Consider the following 15,437-nt stretch of genomic DNA (forward strand, 5'->3'; position numbering starts at 1 on the left):
CGCCGCGCGGACCATCGACGGGCTCTGGGATGCCATCCGCGACGCCCTGCCACGCTTTACCCCGGAAGAGTGCCGAAACTACTTCACCGCCGCAGGCTATGAACCAGAATGATCGGATTCCGCCCTAGGTTCCGCTCAGATGCCTGGTCACGGCGCCAGCCATTTGCAGGCTCGGGCGCGTCACGAGCACGTAGCACGTTTGTAACGTGGTGCGATTGCCTCGAGAACTAGACAGAGGAGGCTGGATGGTAGCCCTACCATGGGAAAGCTGAGTAGATTCAAGAACAACATACATACATGGTAGGCTGGCAGGGTCACATAGGTGCTCTATCCGGCTGAGTTACGCGGACGTGCCGGCCAGTGCGGGCTATGGAATCCAGACCGGCCGATTTGGGAAGCCGAGGCTCACGCCGCCTCTGCCGCCGAGGTCTGCGGCCGCAGTGGCGCGGCAATGTCGCAGACCACGCCCTCCGAATGAAACCCGAGGTGCACGCTGCCGCCTAATTCGCGGCCCAGCCCGCCTTCCAGCAGCCGCGTGCCGAAGCCGCGCCGCATCGGTACCCGCACCGGCGGCCCGCCGCTCTCCTTCCAGGAAAGCCGCAACATCGCCGGCTGGTTCTGTTGTTCCGGCTCCAGCCGCCATCGCACCGCAACTTGGCCTTCCGGCACGCTCAGCGCGCCATGCCGCGCCGCATTGATGGCCAGCTCATGCAGCGCCACGGCCAGCGGCACCGCCAGCCGCGGCGGCACCCGCAGCAACGGCCCCTCGGTCAGGCAGCGTCGGCCGGATGGCGTCGTCTCATGCGGGGCCAGCGCCAGCGCCACCAATTCGCCGAGGTCGGCGCCGGTCCAGCCTTCGCGGGTCAGCACCTCATGCGAACGGGCCAGCGCCAGCAGCCGGGCCTGGAACGCCAAGCGGGCCGTGGAAGGAATGGCGGCGCCCGGTCCCTCTGGCCCCCGCAGAGTCTGAGCAGCAATCGACTGCACCGCTGCCAAAGTGTTCTTCACCCGATGGTTGAGCTCACCAACGGTCAGCCGCAGCCGCGCCTCGATCCGCCGCCGCTCAGTCACGTCGACCAGCACGCCGAGCACCTTGCCCGCCCCCTCCGGCCCTTCATGCAGCGCGCCGCGCGCCTCCAGCCAACGGATGTCCCCGTCGCCAGCCCGGCGGATGCGGAACTCCAGGGTGAGTGCAGCGGGCCCCGAGCGCTGCGCCCGGAATGCCGCCTTCACCAGAACCCGATCCTCCGGCAGCACATGCCGCAGGAAGATCAGCCAAGTCCAATACGCAACCGGAGTCGCATAGCCGAACAGCTGGTCGTGTCGGGCCGAACGCTGGATCAGGCCAGTGGCGCGATCCAGCTCCCAGGCCGCGAGGCCGCCCGCCTCCAGCGCCAAAGAAAGCCGCGCCTCGTTCTCACGCAGCGCTGCGGTCGCGCGGTCGCGCCCGGCCGCGGCCTCGGCGACGCGATCCAGCGCGCCGGCCAGCCGGGCCAGCTCGGGGATCGAGCCACGCAGCGCCGGCGCGGCGCGGGTGCCATACTGTCCCTTCTCCCATTGATCAGCCGCGCCCAGCAGCACCTCCAGCGGTTGCAGCACGAAGCGCCGGCCGCCAACCCAGGCCGCTGCCAACGCCATGACGGTACCCCCCAGCATCAGGATGATACCGGCGCGCGCCGCAGCCTCGACCGGTGCCAACGCCCGCGCGGCATCAAGTGAGACCACCAGCCGCAGCGCCCCGCCAGTGGCCGGCACGAAGGGCGCCGCGCCATAGATACGGGGCGAGCCATCCCAGCCGGGACCATCGACCACAGTGCCGACGGCATCCGGTTCCTGCTGGTTCGGCTGATGGCTGAAGGGCGGCAGCAGCTCAAGCAATTGTTGCGGGGCCGGGGTGCCGGGCCGCAGCGCCAGCCCCGGCGTGTCGGTGAGCTGCAGCATGACCCGCGCCTCGCGATCGACGACCGTCAGCGTTGCACCGGGCGGCAGGCCGATCGGCCGCAGCAGGTCGGCCAACCAATCCACCCCAACCGCAGCGCCGACCGCGCCGAGAGGCGGCTGGCCTGGGGCGCCGCGGATCGGCAGGCCAAAATGCACGCTGCCGCCGCGCAGGAAGGGGGCCGCCGGCTCCCATTCGCTGACCACCACCTCGCCGCGCTCCATCGCCAGGCGGAAGAAGGAGCGGTCGCCGTCGTAGATGGTGCGCGGCGGGGTGCCGAGGGTCGTGCAGAGCAGCCAGCCTTCGGGATCGACGACGCCGAGCAGCACCTGCTGGGCGAAGCGGTCGCGCAGCTGGACCAGCATGGCGGTGCAGGCCACCGGGTCGCCGCTGCGGATAGGTGGCGCCTCGGCCAGCACCACCAGCGCCTCCCGCAGGCCCTCGACGAAGCGGCCGAGCCGGGCGGAAGCGTCGCGCGCCAGCCGCAGCGCCTGATCGCGCGCCGCCTGAGTCCGCTGTTCGCGCAGCTGCACCTGAGCACCGTAGATCTGCAGCACCGCCGGCAACAGCGCCAGGGCAACCAGCAGGAACAGCCGCGCCAGCAAGGTCAGGGGGGTTCGCACCGACGCAAACTAACGCACTGCGGCAACAACGCCATCCAGAAAGGTTTCGCTTCCGGCCATGATTATTGTCGAAATTAGCATGAGCTGCATCGCAGCGATTTGGCCACGAAGCCATGGGTGCGCCGAAGGCACCGCCACGCGGCAGCATCACCCAGACCAAGCACCGCGGTCCGGCTCGCATGCGGACCGCGCCGCCAACGTCACTCGGATCGGCCCGTACCCACCCCCACGGCGGGTGGCGATCACGTCCAATTCAAACCGCCAAGGCTGTTGTTCCTAGGCTGGATGCACGCCCTTCCGCGATCCGCTCTAGCCGCGCAGCGCGCGCACCAGCTCCGCCTTGCTCATCCGAGACCGCCCGTGAATGCCGCGCCGGGTTGCCTCGGCGTACAACGCCGCCTTGGTGTCATCCGCCGCCGCCTCGCGTCGCTTGGTTCGGGCAAGGTTGCGGCGGTTGGCGGTCGGGCTCTCGTCGCGCGAAGTGCCGGCCTCATGCAGCGCGATCGCGACCGCCTGGCGGCGGGAGCGGACCGGGGTGCCACGGCTGGTTTCGAGCTCGCCTTGCTTGAACTCATGCATCACCCGGCCGACGGTCTCCCGCTGGGGCTTCGACTGCTGTGGCATGATCCGCTCGTTCCTCCGGCTTCAGGGCATCGCCTCAAGCAGCGCACGGCAGGCCCGGGCGCAATCGCGGCAGGCTTCGGCGCAGACGCGGCAATGCGCGTGCATGCCCGCATGCCGCTCGCATTCGGCGGCGCAGGCTTCGCAGGCGGCGATGCAGGCGTTCAAGGCGCCCGCCATGCTGGCCCGGTTCGGCTTGGTCAGCCGGGCGACCATCCGGCCGGTGGCGGTGCAGAGATCGGCGCAGTCGAGGTCGAGCCGGATACAGACGGCCAGCGCATCGGTATTCTGCTCCGCCAGGCAGGAATCAGCGCAGAGGGTACAGGTCGCGGCGCAATCGCTGCAGGCGGTGATGCAGGCGCCAATGGTCGCCAACGCCGAGGGTTGGTGCGGCTGGCTCGCCAGCATGTGCTGCACATGGTCCATGGGATCGCCTCTGTTCTCAGATGCGTCAGCAACGCCAGGCGGGCCGGGCGGCTCCCGCGCGCGCCGCTGCTCACGCCGGTGTGGCACCCTCTTGCGGTCGCGGTATGATCCCCGGCCGCGACCCGGCACCGCATAACGCGCTGATGAGCCGGATGCAGGCAAGACGGCGCGGCTGCTGCACCAGACGCCGCAGCCGCAGGACGGCAACGGCGATGTGCCGGGCTGCGGCAGATTGCGTTCGTGTCTGAACGCCAATCCGCCGCAGCCCCTTGTTTGTAAAGCGGATTCGGAACCCAGGGCGTTCAAGCCCCTCCGTGATCTGCTCCAGAGCCTGAAGGGTTCAAGCTAAAGCAACAGGCTCCAGCTCCGCTGTTGGTCGCATGCTTCACGCTTTCGGTTGTTCCAACCTCAGGCGATCACGCTCCGAGGCGGCCGGGCGGCAGCGCGGCGGGACGTCACCTGCCACGCGCCCTCTGCCCGGCCGAGTTCAGTTCAGCGCCACCGCCATCACGCCGATGCAGCCCTTCGGCAACGGCACCTCCTGCCAGGTGGTGCCGCCGTCCACCGTGCCGAAAGCCTCGCCCTTGCGCGTCGCGGCATAGACCACGGCCGGGTCGCGCGGCGAGGGCACCGCCGCCATCATGGTGCTCTGCGGCTTGGTCGGCGTGTCGAAGCGCGCCCAGCTGCGGCCGAGATCGGTGCTGCGCCAGACCGAGCCGGTGGCGCCATTCGCCGCGGTGGAAAGGGTGGCGTAGAGCGTGTTCGGATCGTGCGGGGAGACGCGGATGTCGCGCCCGTAGAAGATCGGGCTCAGCTTGCGCATTTCGAAATCCTGCCAATGCGCGCCATGATCCTCGCTGCGGAACAGCCCCATGCGCAGCGCCACCAGCGGAACCTCCGGCGCGGCCGGGCTGATCGCGATGGCATGGACGTCCAGCATGCCCTCGGCGGTGTTGGTGGTGATGATGGCGCTCTTCAGATGCGGCTGCTCCGACAGCCGGATCAGGTCCTGGCCGCAGTCCTGCCAGGTCTCGCCGCCATCGGTGCTGCGGATCACGCCGCGGACTTCCAGCGCCGCGAACATCTCCTCCGGCCGCGCCGGGTTGAAGGCGAAGCGCATTACCCGGTTGACGAAGCCGCGCATCTCGGTGATGTCCGGCAGCACCGCGCTCGGCGTCTCGCGCCAGTTGCCGCCGCCATCCTCCGAGATGAAGACGCCGAGCGGCGAGGTGCCGACGTAGAGCTTGCGCGGGTCGCGCGGATGCACCGCGATCGCCCAGACCTGCCGGTCTTGCCGCGGGAAGTCCAGCCGCCGCCAGCTGCTGCCGCCATCGGTGCTGACATAGGGGCCTTCCTGGGTGCCGGCATAGATGCGGCTGCCGTCATGCGGATCCACGGTCAGGCAGGGCACGTGGCATTCCGCCGGCAGTCCCTGCGACAGATGCTCCCATTCGGACTCGCCGACGCCGAGGCGGAAAACGCCACCCAGCGTATTCGGCGGCGGCGTCATATTGGCGCCACCCGGCCAGCGCACCGCACCCACGAAGACATGCCCCTTGCTCATCGCCGTTTCCTCCTTGGCGTCCCGCATTTCAGGAAATGCTAGAGCAATCGGGCAGGGCGGGAAATGCCGCCCTTACTCCACCTTGATCCCGGCCAGCCGGACCGCCTCGCGGGTGCGCGCCAGGTCGGTGCGGAGAAAGGCGGCGAACCAGGCGGGCGTGGTCTGCGGCGGCCGCGCCAGTTCAACACCGCCCTGCTCCATCCGCTCACGCAGCGCCGGCTCGGCCAGGCATTCCGGCAGCAGGCCGGACAGCAGGGCGACCACCGCCTCCGGCGTGCCGGCCGGAGCGCAGAGCCCATTGTAGGAGAGCATCACCGCGCCGGCATAGCCGGCCTCGACCAGGGTCGGCAGGTCCGGCGCCAGCGGGGTCCGGTGTTCCGCGGTGATTGCCAGCAGCCGCACCTTGCTCTCGCGTGCCAGCGGCAGGGCGACGCTGATCTGCTCCATCACGCAGGTGACATTGCCGGCCAGCAGATCCGGCAGCATCGGGCCGCTGCCACGATAGGGCACATGGGTGATGCCGGCACCGCTGGCGGCATCGAACAGCGCCAGCGCCAAGTGGTTGGAGGAGCCAATACCGGCGCTGCCGCAGGTGACGCTGCCCGGCCGCGCCCTGGACTGCGCCACCAGCGCCTGCACATCCTGCGCCGGATGATCGGCCCGCACCACCAGCGCCAGCGCCACCGTGGCGCAGAGGCCGATGGGCTGGAGCTGGCGGAACGGGTCGTAGCTGAGATTGGCCTGGGTCAGCAGGTTGCCGACCAGGGAACCGTTGGAACCCATCATCAGGGTATGGCCATCCGGCCTGGAGTTGGCGACCATCTCGGCCCCCATGGTACCGCCTGCACCAGCGCGGTTCTCCACCACCACCGGCTGGCGGAGCCGGGCGGTGAGTTGTGCCGCGAGCAGCCGGCTCAGGATGTCGATGTTGCCGCCCGGTGGAAACGGGACGACCAGTCGCACCGGGCGCTCGGGATAGGACTGGGCGGAGGTTTGTGCCGGCGCCGGTGTGGCGGACAGCAGGGCAGGCGCGGCCAGCAAGCCGCGGCGGGTCATCATGGGCATGGCATTCCTCCCGGTATTTTCCCGGGAGTTTGCGCGGCTCCGCTGCGCAGGGAAATAGGGCTTGGGCCGCGGCTCTCGCACCCCGCTACAGCGGGTTGCGCTCACGTCCGAACGCCGATCCACGGTAGCCTGCTGCTTGTAGCCAGTCCGGAACCTCGTCAAGCGCGTACGGCTCCCGCGCCGGAATGCCATTGCGCCCTCGCCGCCAAGCGGAGAGCGCCGGATAGGCCCGCAGCCGTGTCTGCATGATGCGGCCAAGCGGGCGATGCGCGGCGAGGGAGGGGCGGTTCAAGGCTCTCTCGTCGGGCGGGTCGCGAATGCGATGCAGCGCTTCATCGCCACCCACTCGCACCCGGAGCTGGCGTGCGGCAATTTGCCGCCCGCCATTCTCCGTCCCATGAGATGGGGCTCCTGCCATGCCGAAGCCTTCAATGCGGGTATGAGGCGCTCCACCCTCCGGTCGACGGTTCCGGCACGATGCTTATCGTTCCATTGGCCTCCAGCACGGCGAAGCGGATCTGCTCCAATCGCTCCAGACCCTGTAGCTCCCGCGCAGCGCCCAAAACGTCCCCTTCATCCAGCCGCGCACGCGCCAGCCGGTCCCTGAGTGGTCGGCCGTGCACGACCAGCAACGTTGGCACGCCTTCCACCACCCGGCCGACGCCCGGGAAACGTATCTTCAGCAGAGACAATCCAACGTTGCACAGCAGCAGTGTCGATATCACCAGCACGGCATTGGTGATGGAGTTGTCCTCGCCCACCATGGCCTGCTGCGTTGCCTCGCTCACGATCAGAAGCAGCACGAAGTCGAAGGGCGTCGTGTCATGCAGAGTGCGGCGCCCGGTCATCCGGAATAGCAGCAGCAACAGGGCGAACATGGCGATGGCGCGCAGCACGCTGTCCATGGTGCACTCCTCTACGGCCAGATCAGCACAGCAGGGCGCGAGGGCGGTCCATCGCCAGCGGCGACCGAAAGGCGGCGGACGCCCACACGCCGCGGCTCCACCATGAGCCGGATTGTGGTCCCGGCCCCCGCCGGTGCAGTCTCGAATACCAGGGTCACGCCATCCGAGCCGCTGCGCGACACCACCGCGGAGGGCATGGTTCCATGGATTTCCCAGCCCTCCAGCATCTCCGGCCCCAGACGCAGTTCCAATTGGCCGTCCGGCCTTGCGCGTGGCAGTTCCACCAGCAGGGTGGTTCGCAGCAGAAGACGCTGCACCCGCTCATAGCGCAGCCGAATCGCCTCATCGGGTGTCAGCGCGGTTGCTGCCACCAGCGGACCGCTGCCACCGAAGATCCCCAGCAATCCTGCCGCGACCAACACCAGCAGCATGGCCCAGGACAGACGCTCCACCTGCCAGCTCCTGTGCTGGAAGGGCAGATCGGCCTCCATGCGGCGCATGGCATGGGGCAGGTCGGAGGGCGCTTCAGCCATCAGGGTCTCAGGAGCAGGGGGATGGTTCCATCAGCAGAACGCCCGGCCCAGGCTGGCGTTGCCGTGCGCGGCACCAAATGTAGAGATCTTACCACCGCAGGATGGGGCGGCACCCTCGCCACCCCGGTCGTCGAGGAAACGGCCACCGTGTCATGGAATGTCTGGCCGGGCGGAGGAGGTGCACCTGCGCTTCGCCTCCGCAGCGGCCCTTCGAGGGGGACGGCCGCCGCAATTCCGCACGACGCGGGTCAGTCCTTCCGTCGCCGGGGATCCATGATCGTGGGCCGGGATGCGGCCCCGGTGTCACCCTGGCGACGACCCCGTCCAGCCCGCTTCGCCCGGTCGGCCGGCGCCGGATCGCGCCGGAAACGGACCAGGACCTCGACCCTGTCAGGCCGCTCGACCAATGCCTGCCGCAGGATGGCGAGCAGCGTCTCGGGCGAGACGTCGAGGTCGACAGTCTCCGCCGTCTCCTCGTAGACGAGATGAGAATGCGGCCTCGGCACCATATCGAACAGCGGCTCAGCCATGGTACTCGGCAGCCGCCCTAACAGCCCCAGGTCGGCAAGGGTTTCCAGTTGGCGGGCGACCTCGACAGGCGCCATCGCCAGCCCGGTATCCGCGGCCATGCGGATAACGTCGGCAAGCCCGAAATGCGTGTTCGGCGCGGCGCGCAGCAGTGCGAGCAGCCGCGCGAGCGCCCCGTGTCCGGGAAGTCCGGCCCGGCGCAGTTCCTCCTGAAGCGCGGATTGCACCGCTTGTGTCATGTGTTCCTCCCGCTACCGGCGCATCGGGTCACCGCAGGTGTGGAACGCTGCGAGCCCGAAACCGGCGCCCGGGCGCAGCCGGACCTGGGCTGCGCCCGAACCTTGGTCGCGCAATCAGGCGAGGTCGAAGCGGTCCAGGTTCATCACCTTGTTCCAGGCCGCCACGAAGTCACGCACGAAGGCTTCCTGCGAGCCGTCGCTTCCGTACACCTCCGCCAAGGCACGGAGCTGGGAGTTGGAGCCGAAGACAAGATCCACGCGCGTGCCGGTCCACCTGAACTCGCCCGTTGCGCGGTCACGGCCCTCGTACACCCCCTTGGCGTTCTCGGCCGGCTTCCAGCCCGTGCCCATATCGAGCAGGTTCACGAAGAAGTCGTTGCTGAGCGTCTCCGGCCGCTTCGTGAAAACGCCATTCGGGGAGCGTTCGAAATTGGCGTTCAGCACGCGCATGCCGCCGACGAGCACCGTCATCTCGGGCGCGGTCAGCATGAGCTGCTGCGCCTGATCCACCAGCAGCTCCTCGGGCGCGGTACTGTAGTCGGCCTTCAGGTAGTTGCGGAACCCGTCCGCGATCGGTTCGAGGACGGCGAAGGATTCGACGTCGGTCTGCTCCTGCGACGCATCCGTGCGCCCTGGCGCGAAGGGAACCTCCACCTCGACGCCGGCCTTCCGCGCCGCCTGCTCGACGGCGGCGCAACCGCCAAGGACGATCAGATCGGCGAGCGAGACCTGCTTCCTGCCAGCCTGCGCGGCGTTGAACTCCTTCTGGATCCTCTCAAGCGTCGCCAGCACGTCGGCCAGCTGCGCAGGCTGGTTGACCTCCCAATCCTTCTGCGGCGCTAGGCGGATGCGTGCCCCGTTCGCCCCGCCGCGCTTGTCGGAGCCGCGGAAGGTCGCCGCCGAGGCCCAGGCGGTCGAGACCAGCTGGGCGATGGAAAGCCCCGACGCGAGGATCCTGGCCTTGAGGGAGCGGAGATCCTGCGCGTCGACCAGTTCATGCGTGACCGGTGGAATGGGATCCTGCCAAAGCAGATCCTCCGCCGGGACCTCGGGGCCGAGGTAACGGATGCGCGGCCCCATGTCGCGGTGCGTCAGCTTGAACCAGGCCCGCGCGAAGGCCTCCGCCAACTGGTCGGGGTTTTCGTGGAAGCGCTTCGAGATCGGCGCGTAGATGAGGTCGACTTTCAGCGCCATGTCGGCCGTCGTCATCATCGGCGCGTGCCGCTTGGACGGATCATGGGCATCAGGCACCGTGGTCTTCGCGGTCGGGTCCGTGGGTGTCCACTGCCAGGCGCCGAAGGGGCTTTTCGTCAGCTCCCACTCGTAGTTGAACAGGTTGTCGAAGTAGCCGTTGTCCCACTGCGTCGGGTTGCTGGTCCACGCGCCTTCCAGGCCGCTGGTGATGGTATGGATGCCGTGACCGTTGCCGAGGCTGTTCTTCCAGCCGAGGCCCATGTCCTCGATCTCGGAGGCTTCGGGTTCACGGCCGACATGCGCCGCCTCGCCGGCGCCGTGGCACTTGCCGAAGGTGTGCCCACCGGCGATGAGCGCCACGGTTTCCTCGTCGTTCATCGCCATGCGCGCGAAGGTCTCGCGGATGTCGCGCGCGGATGCGAGCGGGTCCGGCTTGCCGTTCGGACCCTCGGGGTTCACGTAGATCAGGCCCATCTGCACCGCGGCGAGCGGCTTTTCCAGGTCACGGTCCCCGGTGTAGCGCTTGTCGCCGAGCCAGCTGTCCTCCGAGCCCCAGTAGATGTCCTCCCCCGGCTCCCAGACATCCACGCGCCCGCCGGCGAAGCCGAAGGTCTTGAACCCCATCGATTCGAGAGCGCAGTTGCCCGCGAAGATGATGAGGTCGCCCCAGGAGATCCTGTTGCCGTACTTCTTCTTGACCGGCCAGAGCAGCCGCACCGCCTTGTCGAGGTTCCCGTTGTCAGGCCAGCTGTTCAGCGGCGCGAAGCGGAGCGTGCCGGCGCCCGCGCCGCCGCGGCCGTCCCCGGTGCGGTAGGTGCCGGCGCTGTGCCAGGCCATGCGGATGAAGAGCGGACCGTAATGGCCATAATCCGCCGGCCACCAGTCCTGCGAGGTCCTCATCAGCGCGAAGATGTCCTTCCTGAGGGCATCCAGGTCGAGTTTTTTGAACTCCTCGGCATAGTTGAAGGCGGCGCCCAGGGGATTGGACAGATTGGAGCGCTGGTGGAGGATCTTGAGGTTCAGCCCGTTGGGCCACCAATCCCGGTTCGACCTGCCCCCGAAGGTCGTATGTCTCGGCGTGCCGTGCATGACCGGGCACTTGCCGCCGCTCGGGCCACTGTTTCCGTCCATTTTCTTCTCCGTTCTTGGATGCGTTGATCTGGCCAAGTGAGGGCCGCGACCGCTTCGGAAGGCGCGTTCGACCTGATGTCGGCATGATGCGGGCGCGCCGGAGAGGCCGCGGCACTGGGCCACACGGGCCTGCGCCTGGGCTGTCCCGATTGCCAGGACCAGTGCGGCGACGCTCCCGGTCAGGCGTGGGGTCTGCCGTTCCTCCCTTCGTTGATTGGTCTTGCGTAAGGCTAGCGGTAGTCCGAGCATGAATGGAAGGACAAGTATTCAACCAACCTGATAGGTGTCATCTATAATGGCAGTGTGGCTGACCCGATGAACCTCCGGGATCTGCGCTACCTGTTGGCAGTCGCCGAGCACGAGCATTTCGGCCGCGCCGCAGAGGCCTGCGGCGTCAGCCAGCCGACGCTGTCCGTCCAGCTTCGCAAGCTTGAGGAATTGCTAGGCGTTACGTTGTTCGAACGCGGCAGCAAGACGGTGGCGGCGACCGCCGCCTGCAAGCTGCTGATCGGCCATGCCCGCGTCGCGGTGGCCGAGGTGGATGCGATGCTCGCCGTGGCACGCAGCCTTCATGATCCGCTGGCCGGGCGCTTCAGGCTCGGCATCATCCCGACGCTGGCGCCCTACCTGCTCCCGCTGATCTTTGCGCCGTTGCGCGAGGCGCTGCCCGCGCTTGAGGTGGAACCGTGGGAGGACCAGACCTCGGTGCTGCTCAAGCGGCTGCGCGCGCATGAGCTGGACGCAGCCTTGCTGGCGACCGAGGTGGACGGGCCGGACCTGGCAAGCAAGCCGCTGTTTGCCGAGCCCTTCCTTGCGGCATTGCCGCCCGAGCATCCGCTTGCTGAGCGGGCGGTGGTGGCGGAGGCGGATCTGGCGCCAGACATCCTGGTCCTGGCGGAGGGGCATTGCCTTCGCGACCAGGCGCTTGAGGCATGCGGGCGCAGCGGGGCGCTGGGCAGCACGCTTCGCGCGGCGAGCCTCTCGACTTTGCTCAACATGGTGGCCGCCGGCTACGGGACGACACTGCTTCCGGGGCTCGCGGCCGGGGCGGCGCAGGATGCAGGCATCGTGCTGCGGCCGCTGGCGGCGCAGGCGGGCCGTACGGTGCGCGTCGCCTGGCGCGTGAGCTTCCCGCGACGCGCGGCGTTGGACGCGGTGGGCGAGGTTATCGCTGCGCGGCTGCGCGGCTTCGCGGAAGGGGCAGCGGCGGGGACGATCTAGAAGATCGGTTGAGGAGGCGAACGATGCTGAACGGCTTTGTCACGCCAGCGTCCCCCTTGATCATCTGGGTGACGCTGTCTCCGGTGACGACGGTGCCGGGCCAGACGGCCGCCATGATCTCACCCTTGGTGACCGATCTCCGGCGTTCTCGATCATTGGGCGCAGCAGCGCAAAGACCCTCAGCCGCAGGGCGGCCTCGGTCCCACTCACCGCGAGCAACGCCCCCACCGGATCAAGCGTAAAGCGGCTGGAGCGGCAGACAGTACTCTTCGGTACGCCTTGGTCCAGATTCATGGCCGGTCCTCCCTTCCCATTCCGGTCATGGACACGAGGTGGAGGATGGTCGCGCCCACAGGCCGAGGCTCCCGTGCCGGACTGTCTCCACCCGTTGCCGCCTCAGTGCCCGTTTGCGAAGGCATGAGGCGGGCAGTCGCCTGCGATTGGGATGGACGAGGCGGTGGAGCATCAGGCGGGTCATCGCCAAGGTTACCATTGCTTGGGAGACCTTGGGCAGCGTCTCGTAGTCCTTCGACAAGCGTCGCTGTCTTCCGAGCCAGCCGAGTGCCCTTTCAACCACCCACCTCGCAGGCACCACCGGCTTCGTCGTGCAGCCGCGGATGCTCTCCCAGCCTCCGTCCCGCAGGAGGGCGCGCCTATAGCCGTACACCGTGGGCCAAGGCGGGAAGGCCGGGGTGGCGGTAGGTGCCGCCATGGGCAGCCGGTACGCACGAGGTAGAACAAGCCGCCCAACAGGTTCCGCATGTCCGTGATGGCAGGGCAATGGAACAGCCCGGGCCGATAGCTGCGGGCGACCTTGCAGAAGTGCTCCACCGCGACCAGCAACGGCCCGGCGCTGGCGGTGCCGGGCCATAGCGCCGACGAGGCCATCGAACCGGCGCTGGACCATGGTGGCGGTCTCGCCGGCCTCGTTGCCCAGGATGTGCGCGGCCCGATGCACCCAGCCATAGCGGGGACAGAGCCTCGAGCGGCGTCATCGGTGATCTGCGCCACCGTAGCCCCCTCGGGACGGCGGAGCATGGCGAGGACCTGCTCCTGCTTGGTGCCCTCGAGGGCGCCGATCATCTCGATGTCGCGGTTGGTCGCGTCCTCCCAGGCGGCGAGCACCGCGGCGGCGGTGTCGCGCAGGCTGGCCCGCGGCTTGGGGCCTGGCGCCGCGAGGGCCTGGTCCAGCAGGGCGAGGTCCTCCGCGCGGGTGGCGTCGTCCGGCGCCGCAGGCGCGGCCTGGGCGGGTTCGGTGGTGCCGGCGGGGTTGGCCTGCGTTGGCGCCTCCGGCGCGCCCGTGGGCGCCGCGTCCGTGGCCGGTGCGGCGCCCTGCGGCGCCATACCGATGGCGCGCAGCCCCTCGTCCGTGATCTTCAGCAAGACGCTGTCGCCGTCCACCATCCAGAGGGCCTGCGCATCGTAGGCGGGGCGTTGCACCGCGATCACCAGGTCGTTCTTCAGCAGCGCCTTCGCCACCGTCTGCCGCGCGGCGGCCGGCAGGCGCTCGGGCGGCACTGCCAAGTGCTCGGGCTGGTGCGCGGCGGCGGTCAGGATCGCCATCTGCGTGTCGGTGAGCTTCATCCTCGGGGTCCTCGGTCCAACACCCGACCAGCTGGGTGCTGCCACCCCGAGCCCCGCCGGGGCCTACCGGTCGGGGCAGCGCACCCGCGATCCCCGGCGCGCGACAGACCATTCGCGCTGCGGCGCCATCGAGCCAAGTGAGTTCGAGCGCAATGCCACTGTTATATGGGCCAAAAGGTGGAAGGGTCTCGCATCCTGGCGCCGGTCTCTGCCCTGTCAGCTGCAGCTTGCCGATCGCGCGATGATTTGCTAAAGATATATGACTTAAAATTTCCAAAGCATTTTTGACTTTAGCATAGGAGAAGGTGGAGATGAACGGAGTTGCTGTGCGGCGCTGGATTAAGCAGCTCGAAGCCGATCAAGACGTGCTCAAGCAGCTGCGCGCGGATGCGAAGACCGAAGGCGGCAAGCTCACCCAGTTCGGCCGCGACGTGCTGTGGGCTGCGAAGAAGAACGGAATCAAGCGTGCGGACATGGCGCGCCTGCTCGACATCACGCAGGGCGCGGTGACGCCCTACTACAAGTAGTCCGCGGCTCCTGGCTGTGCTCACATCAAGAGTCTAGTCGGCCCCGCTCCGGCCGTCCCGCGTGGCTGACCGAGTAGACGGTGCAACCACGCTGAGCGAGGTCGCATGCCGCCACTGCGGGTTGGACATGAGCCAGGTTTCAATCACTTGCGAATTCCGTTGCGGCGCCGCCGGTGCGCACGGCGCCGACATCGGTAAAGGTGCGCTCCTCGCTCTCTAGCGCGGCGGCCTCGCCGGTCGCCTCCTGCCAGCGCCGGACGATGACATCGGCATAGGCCGGGTCGAGTTCTAGCAGCACCGCTTGCCGCCCGATCCGCTCCGCCGCGATCATGGTCGTGCCTGAGCCGCCGAAGAGATCGAGCACGGGGTTCGCGCTGCTTGCTGCTGTTGCGGATGGCGCGCTCGACCAGCGCCACCGGCTTCATCGTGGGATGCAGGTCATTCCGTGCAGGCTTGTCGAAGTGCCAGACATGCCCTTGGTCGCGGGCACCGCACCAGTAGTGCTGTACACCGGCCTGACCTTCCCCCTGCCTGGGATCCACCTGTGATGGGAGAGTTGGCCCCCTTGGAAGGAGGCAGAGATGCCGAGGAAGCGTCACACGGCGGAGCAGATCATCGGTCTGTTGCGGCAGGCTGAGGTGGAACTGGCGCAGGGCCGGACGGTGGGGGAGATCTGCCGGCGGCTCGAGATATCGGAAGCGACGTTCTATCACTGGCGCTCTGAGTATGGCGGCCTGAAGGTGGACCAGGCGCGTCGGCTGAAAGACCTTGAGCGCGAGAATGCGCGGCTGAAGCGGGCGGTAGCGGAGCTGAGGCTGGACAAGCAGGTCCTGAAGGAGGCTGCGGAGGGAAACGTCTAGGCCCCGAGCGCCACCGGACTGGTGTGCGGCATGTGCAGTCGGTGCTCGGGGTGTCCGAACGCCGGGCGTGTCGCACGCTGGGCCGGCCGCGATCGACGCAGCACAAGGTTCGGGTGGTGCGGTCCGATGAGGCGTCACTGACTGAGTCTGTGGTGTCGCTGTCGGCCGAGTATGGCCGCATCATCGTCAGTGGGGGCTAGGAGCACGATGTTCGCTGCCAGGACCTTCTGGTCGGGCGTCCGGGTTTCCAACCAGGGCTCGCCAAGTAAGCCGAAACTCGGCCTTTTTCCTTGGCCGCAACCTTGCGACTAAGAACGCCTAAGAGCCCATCCGGGAAGTTTCGATTCACGCTGAGGGCTTTCTGGCCAGCCGGCGGAGCATGATGCGGATCATTGCCATGCGGACGAAGGCGGCGGCGATGCGGCAGTGTCGCTCGAAGTCGCGGGCGAGGCGGCGGTTGCGGCTGATCCAACCGAT

The 15,437-nt window shown here is 68.3% G+C and carries 13 protein-coding genes and 3 pseudogenes; 4 read left to right on the top strand and 12 right to left on the bottom strand.

Features of this window, described 5'->3' with window-relative positions; translation table 11 throughout:
* Positions 1-112, top strand: a pseudogene (locus H7965_RS25245) (IS630 family transposase); the annotation flags it as partial.
* Positions 113-405: 293 nt separating this feature from the next.
* Here the strand turns inward: H7965_RS25245 and H7965_RS31825 are convergent.
* From H7965_RS31825 to katG, 9 genes are all read right to left on the bottom strand, one after another.
* Entirely contained in the window at positions 406-2,562 is a 2,157-nt protein-coding gene (locus H7965_RS31825) for a sensor histidine kinase (RefSeq protein WP_186773327.1), read from the bottom strand.
* 309 nt (positions 2,563-2,871) lie between these two features.
* A complete protein-coding gene (locus H7965_RS25255) occupies positions 2,872-3,186 on the bottom strand; it encodes a DUF6496 domain-containing protein (protein WP_186773328.1) in 315 nt (104 codons plus the stop codon).
* A 21-nt stretch (positions 3,187-3,207) separates the two neighbouring features.
* The gene (locus H7965_RS25260; protein ID WP_186773329.1) at positions 3,208-3,609 is read right to left on the bottom strand and encodes a four-helix bundle copper-binding protein; all 402 of its coding nucleotides are present in this window, start codon (positions 3,607-3,609) and stop codon (positions 3,208-3,210) included.
* Between the two features lie 487 nt (positions 3,610-4,096).
* Entirely contained in the window at positions 4,097-5,173 is a 1,077-nt protein-coding gene (locus H7965_RS25265) for a WD40/YVTN/BNR-like repeat-containing protein (RefSeq protein ID WP_186773330.1), read from the bottom strand.
* 72 nt (positions 5,174-5,245) lie between these two features.
* Positions 5,246-6,238, bottom strand: a complete 993-nt coding sequence (locus tag H7965_RS25270; RefSeq protein ID WP_186773331.1) for a Bug family tripartite tricarboxylate transporter substrate binding protein — start codon at positions 6,236-6,238, stop codon at positions 5,246-5,248.
* Between the two features lie 428 nt (positions 6,239-6,666).
* On the bottom strand, positions 6,667-7,143 hold the full coding sequence (locus H7965_RS25275) for a DUF421 domain-containing protein (protein WP_186773332.1): 477 nt from the start codon (positions 7,141-7,143) through the stop codon (positions 6,667-6,669).
* Positions 7,144-7,154: 11 nt separating this feature from the next.
* Positions 7,155-7,676 (bottom strand): hypothetical protein, encoded by a 522-nt coding sequence (locus tag H7965_RS25280; protein ID WP_186773333.1) that lies wholly within the window; start codon positions 7,674-7,676, stop codon positions 7,155-7,157.
* 248 nt (positions 7,677-7,924) lie between these two features.
* Positions 7,925-8,443 carry a Fur family transcriptional regulator gene (locus tag H7965_RS25285; protein WP_186773334.1) on the bottom strand — a complete coding sequence of 173 codons (519 nt, stop codon included), beginning with the start codon at positions 8,441-8,443 and terminating at the stop codon, positions 7,925-7,927.
* A 114-nt stretch (positions 8,444-8,557) separates the two neighbouring features.
* Positions 8,558-10,768, bottom strand: a complete 2,211-nt coding sequence (gene katG, locus H7965_RS25290) for a catalase/peroxidase HPI (RefSeq protein ID WP_186773335.1) — start codon at positions 10,766-10,768, stop codon at positions 8,558-8,560.
* 315 nt (positions 10,769-11,083) lie between these two features.
* On the opposite strand from katG, the gene H7965_RS25295 reads away from it, so the two are divergent.
* Complete coding sequence (locus tag H7965_RS25295; protein ID WP_186773336.1) at positions 11,084-11,989, top strand: LysR substrate-binding domain-containing protein; 906 nt, start codon at positions 11,084-11,086, stop codon at positions 11,987-11,989.
* A 451-nt stretch (positions 11,990-12,440) separates the two neighbouring features.
* Here H7965_RS25295 and H7965_RS31325 read toward each other — a convergent pair.
* Positions 12,441-12,584, bottom strand: a pseudogene (locus H7965_RS31325) (transposase); the annotation flags it as partial.
* Positions 12,585-13,884: 1,300 nt separating this feature from the next.
* On the opposite strand from H7965_RS31325, the gene H7965_RS25310 reads away from it, so the two are divergent.
* On the top strand, positions 13,885-14,100 hold the full coding sequence (locus H7965_RS25310; RefSeq protein WP_186773339.1) for a hypothetical protein: 216 nt from the start codon (positions 13,885-13,887) through the stop codon (positions 14,098-14,100).
* 139 nt (positions 14,101-14,239) lie between these two features.
* On the opposite strand, the gene H7965_RS25315 is transcribed toward H7965_RS25310, so the two are convergent.
* The gene (locus tag H7965_RS25315; RefSeq protein ID WP_229682785.1) at positions 14,240-14,464 is read right to left on the bottom strand and encodes a DNA methyltransferase; all 225 of its coding nucleotides are present in this window, start codon (positions 14,462-14,464) and stop codon (positions 14,240-14,242) included.
* A 217-nt stretch (positions 14,465-14,681) separates the two neighbouring features.
* On the opposite strand from H7965_RS25315, the gene H7965_RS25320 reads away from it, so the two are divergent.
* Complete coding sequence (locus H7965_RS25320) at positions 14,682-14,960, top strand: transposase (protein ID WP_186773340.1); 279 nt, start codon at positions 14,682-14,684, stop codon at positions 14,958-14,960.
* A gap of 345 nt (positions 14,961-15,305) precedes the next feature.
* Here H7965_RS25320 and H7965_RS32305 read toward each other — a convergent pair.
* Positions 15,306-15,437 (bottom strand): annotated as a pseudogene (locus tag H7965_RS32305) (IS5 family transposase); the annotation flags it as partial.

The sequence above is a fragment of the Siccirubricoccus deserti genome (genome assembly GCF_014283215.1).
GTDB lineage: Bacteria > Pseudomonadota > Alphaproteobacteria > Acetobacterales > Acetobacteraceae > Siccirubricoccus > Siccirubricoccus deserti.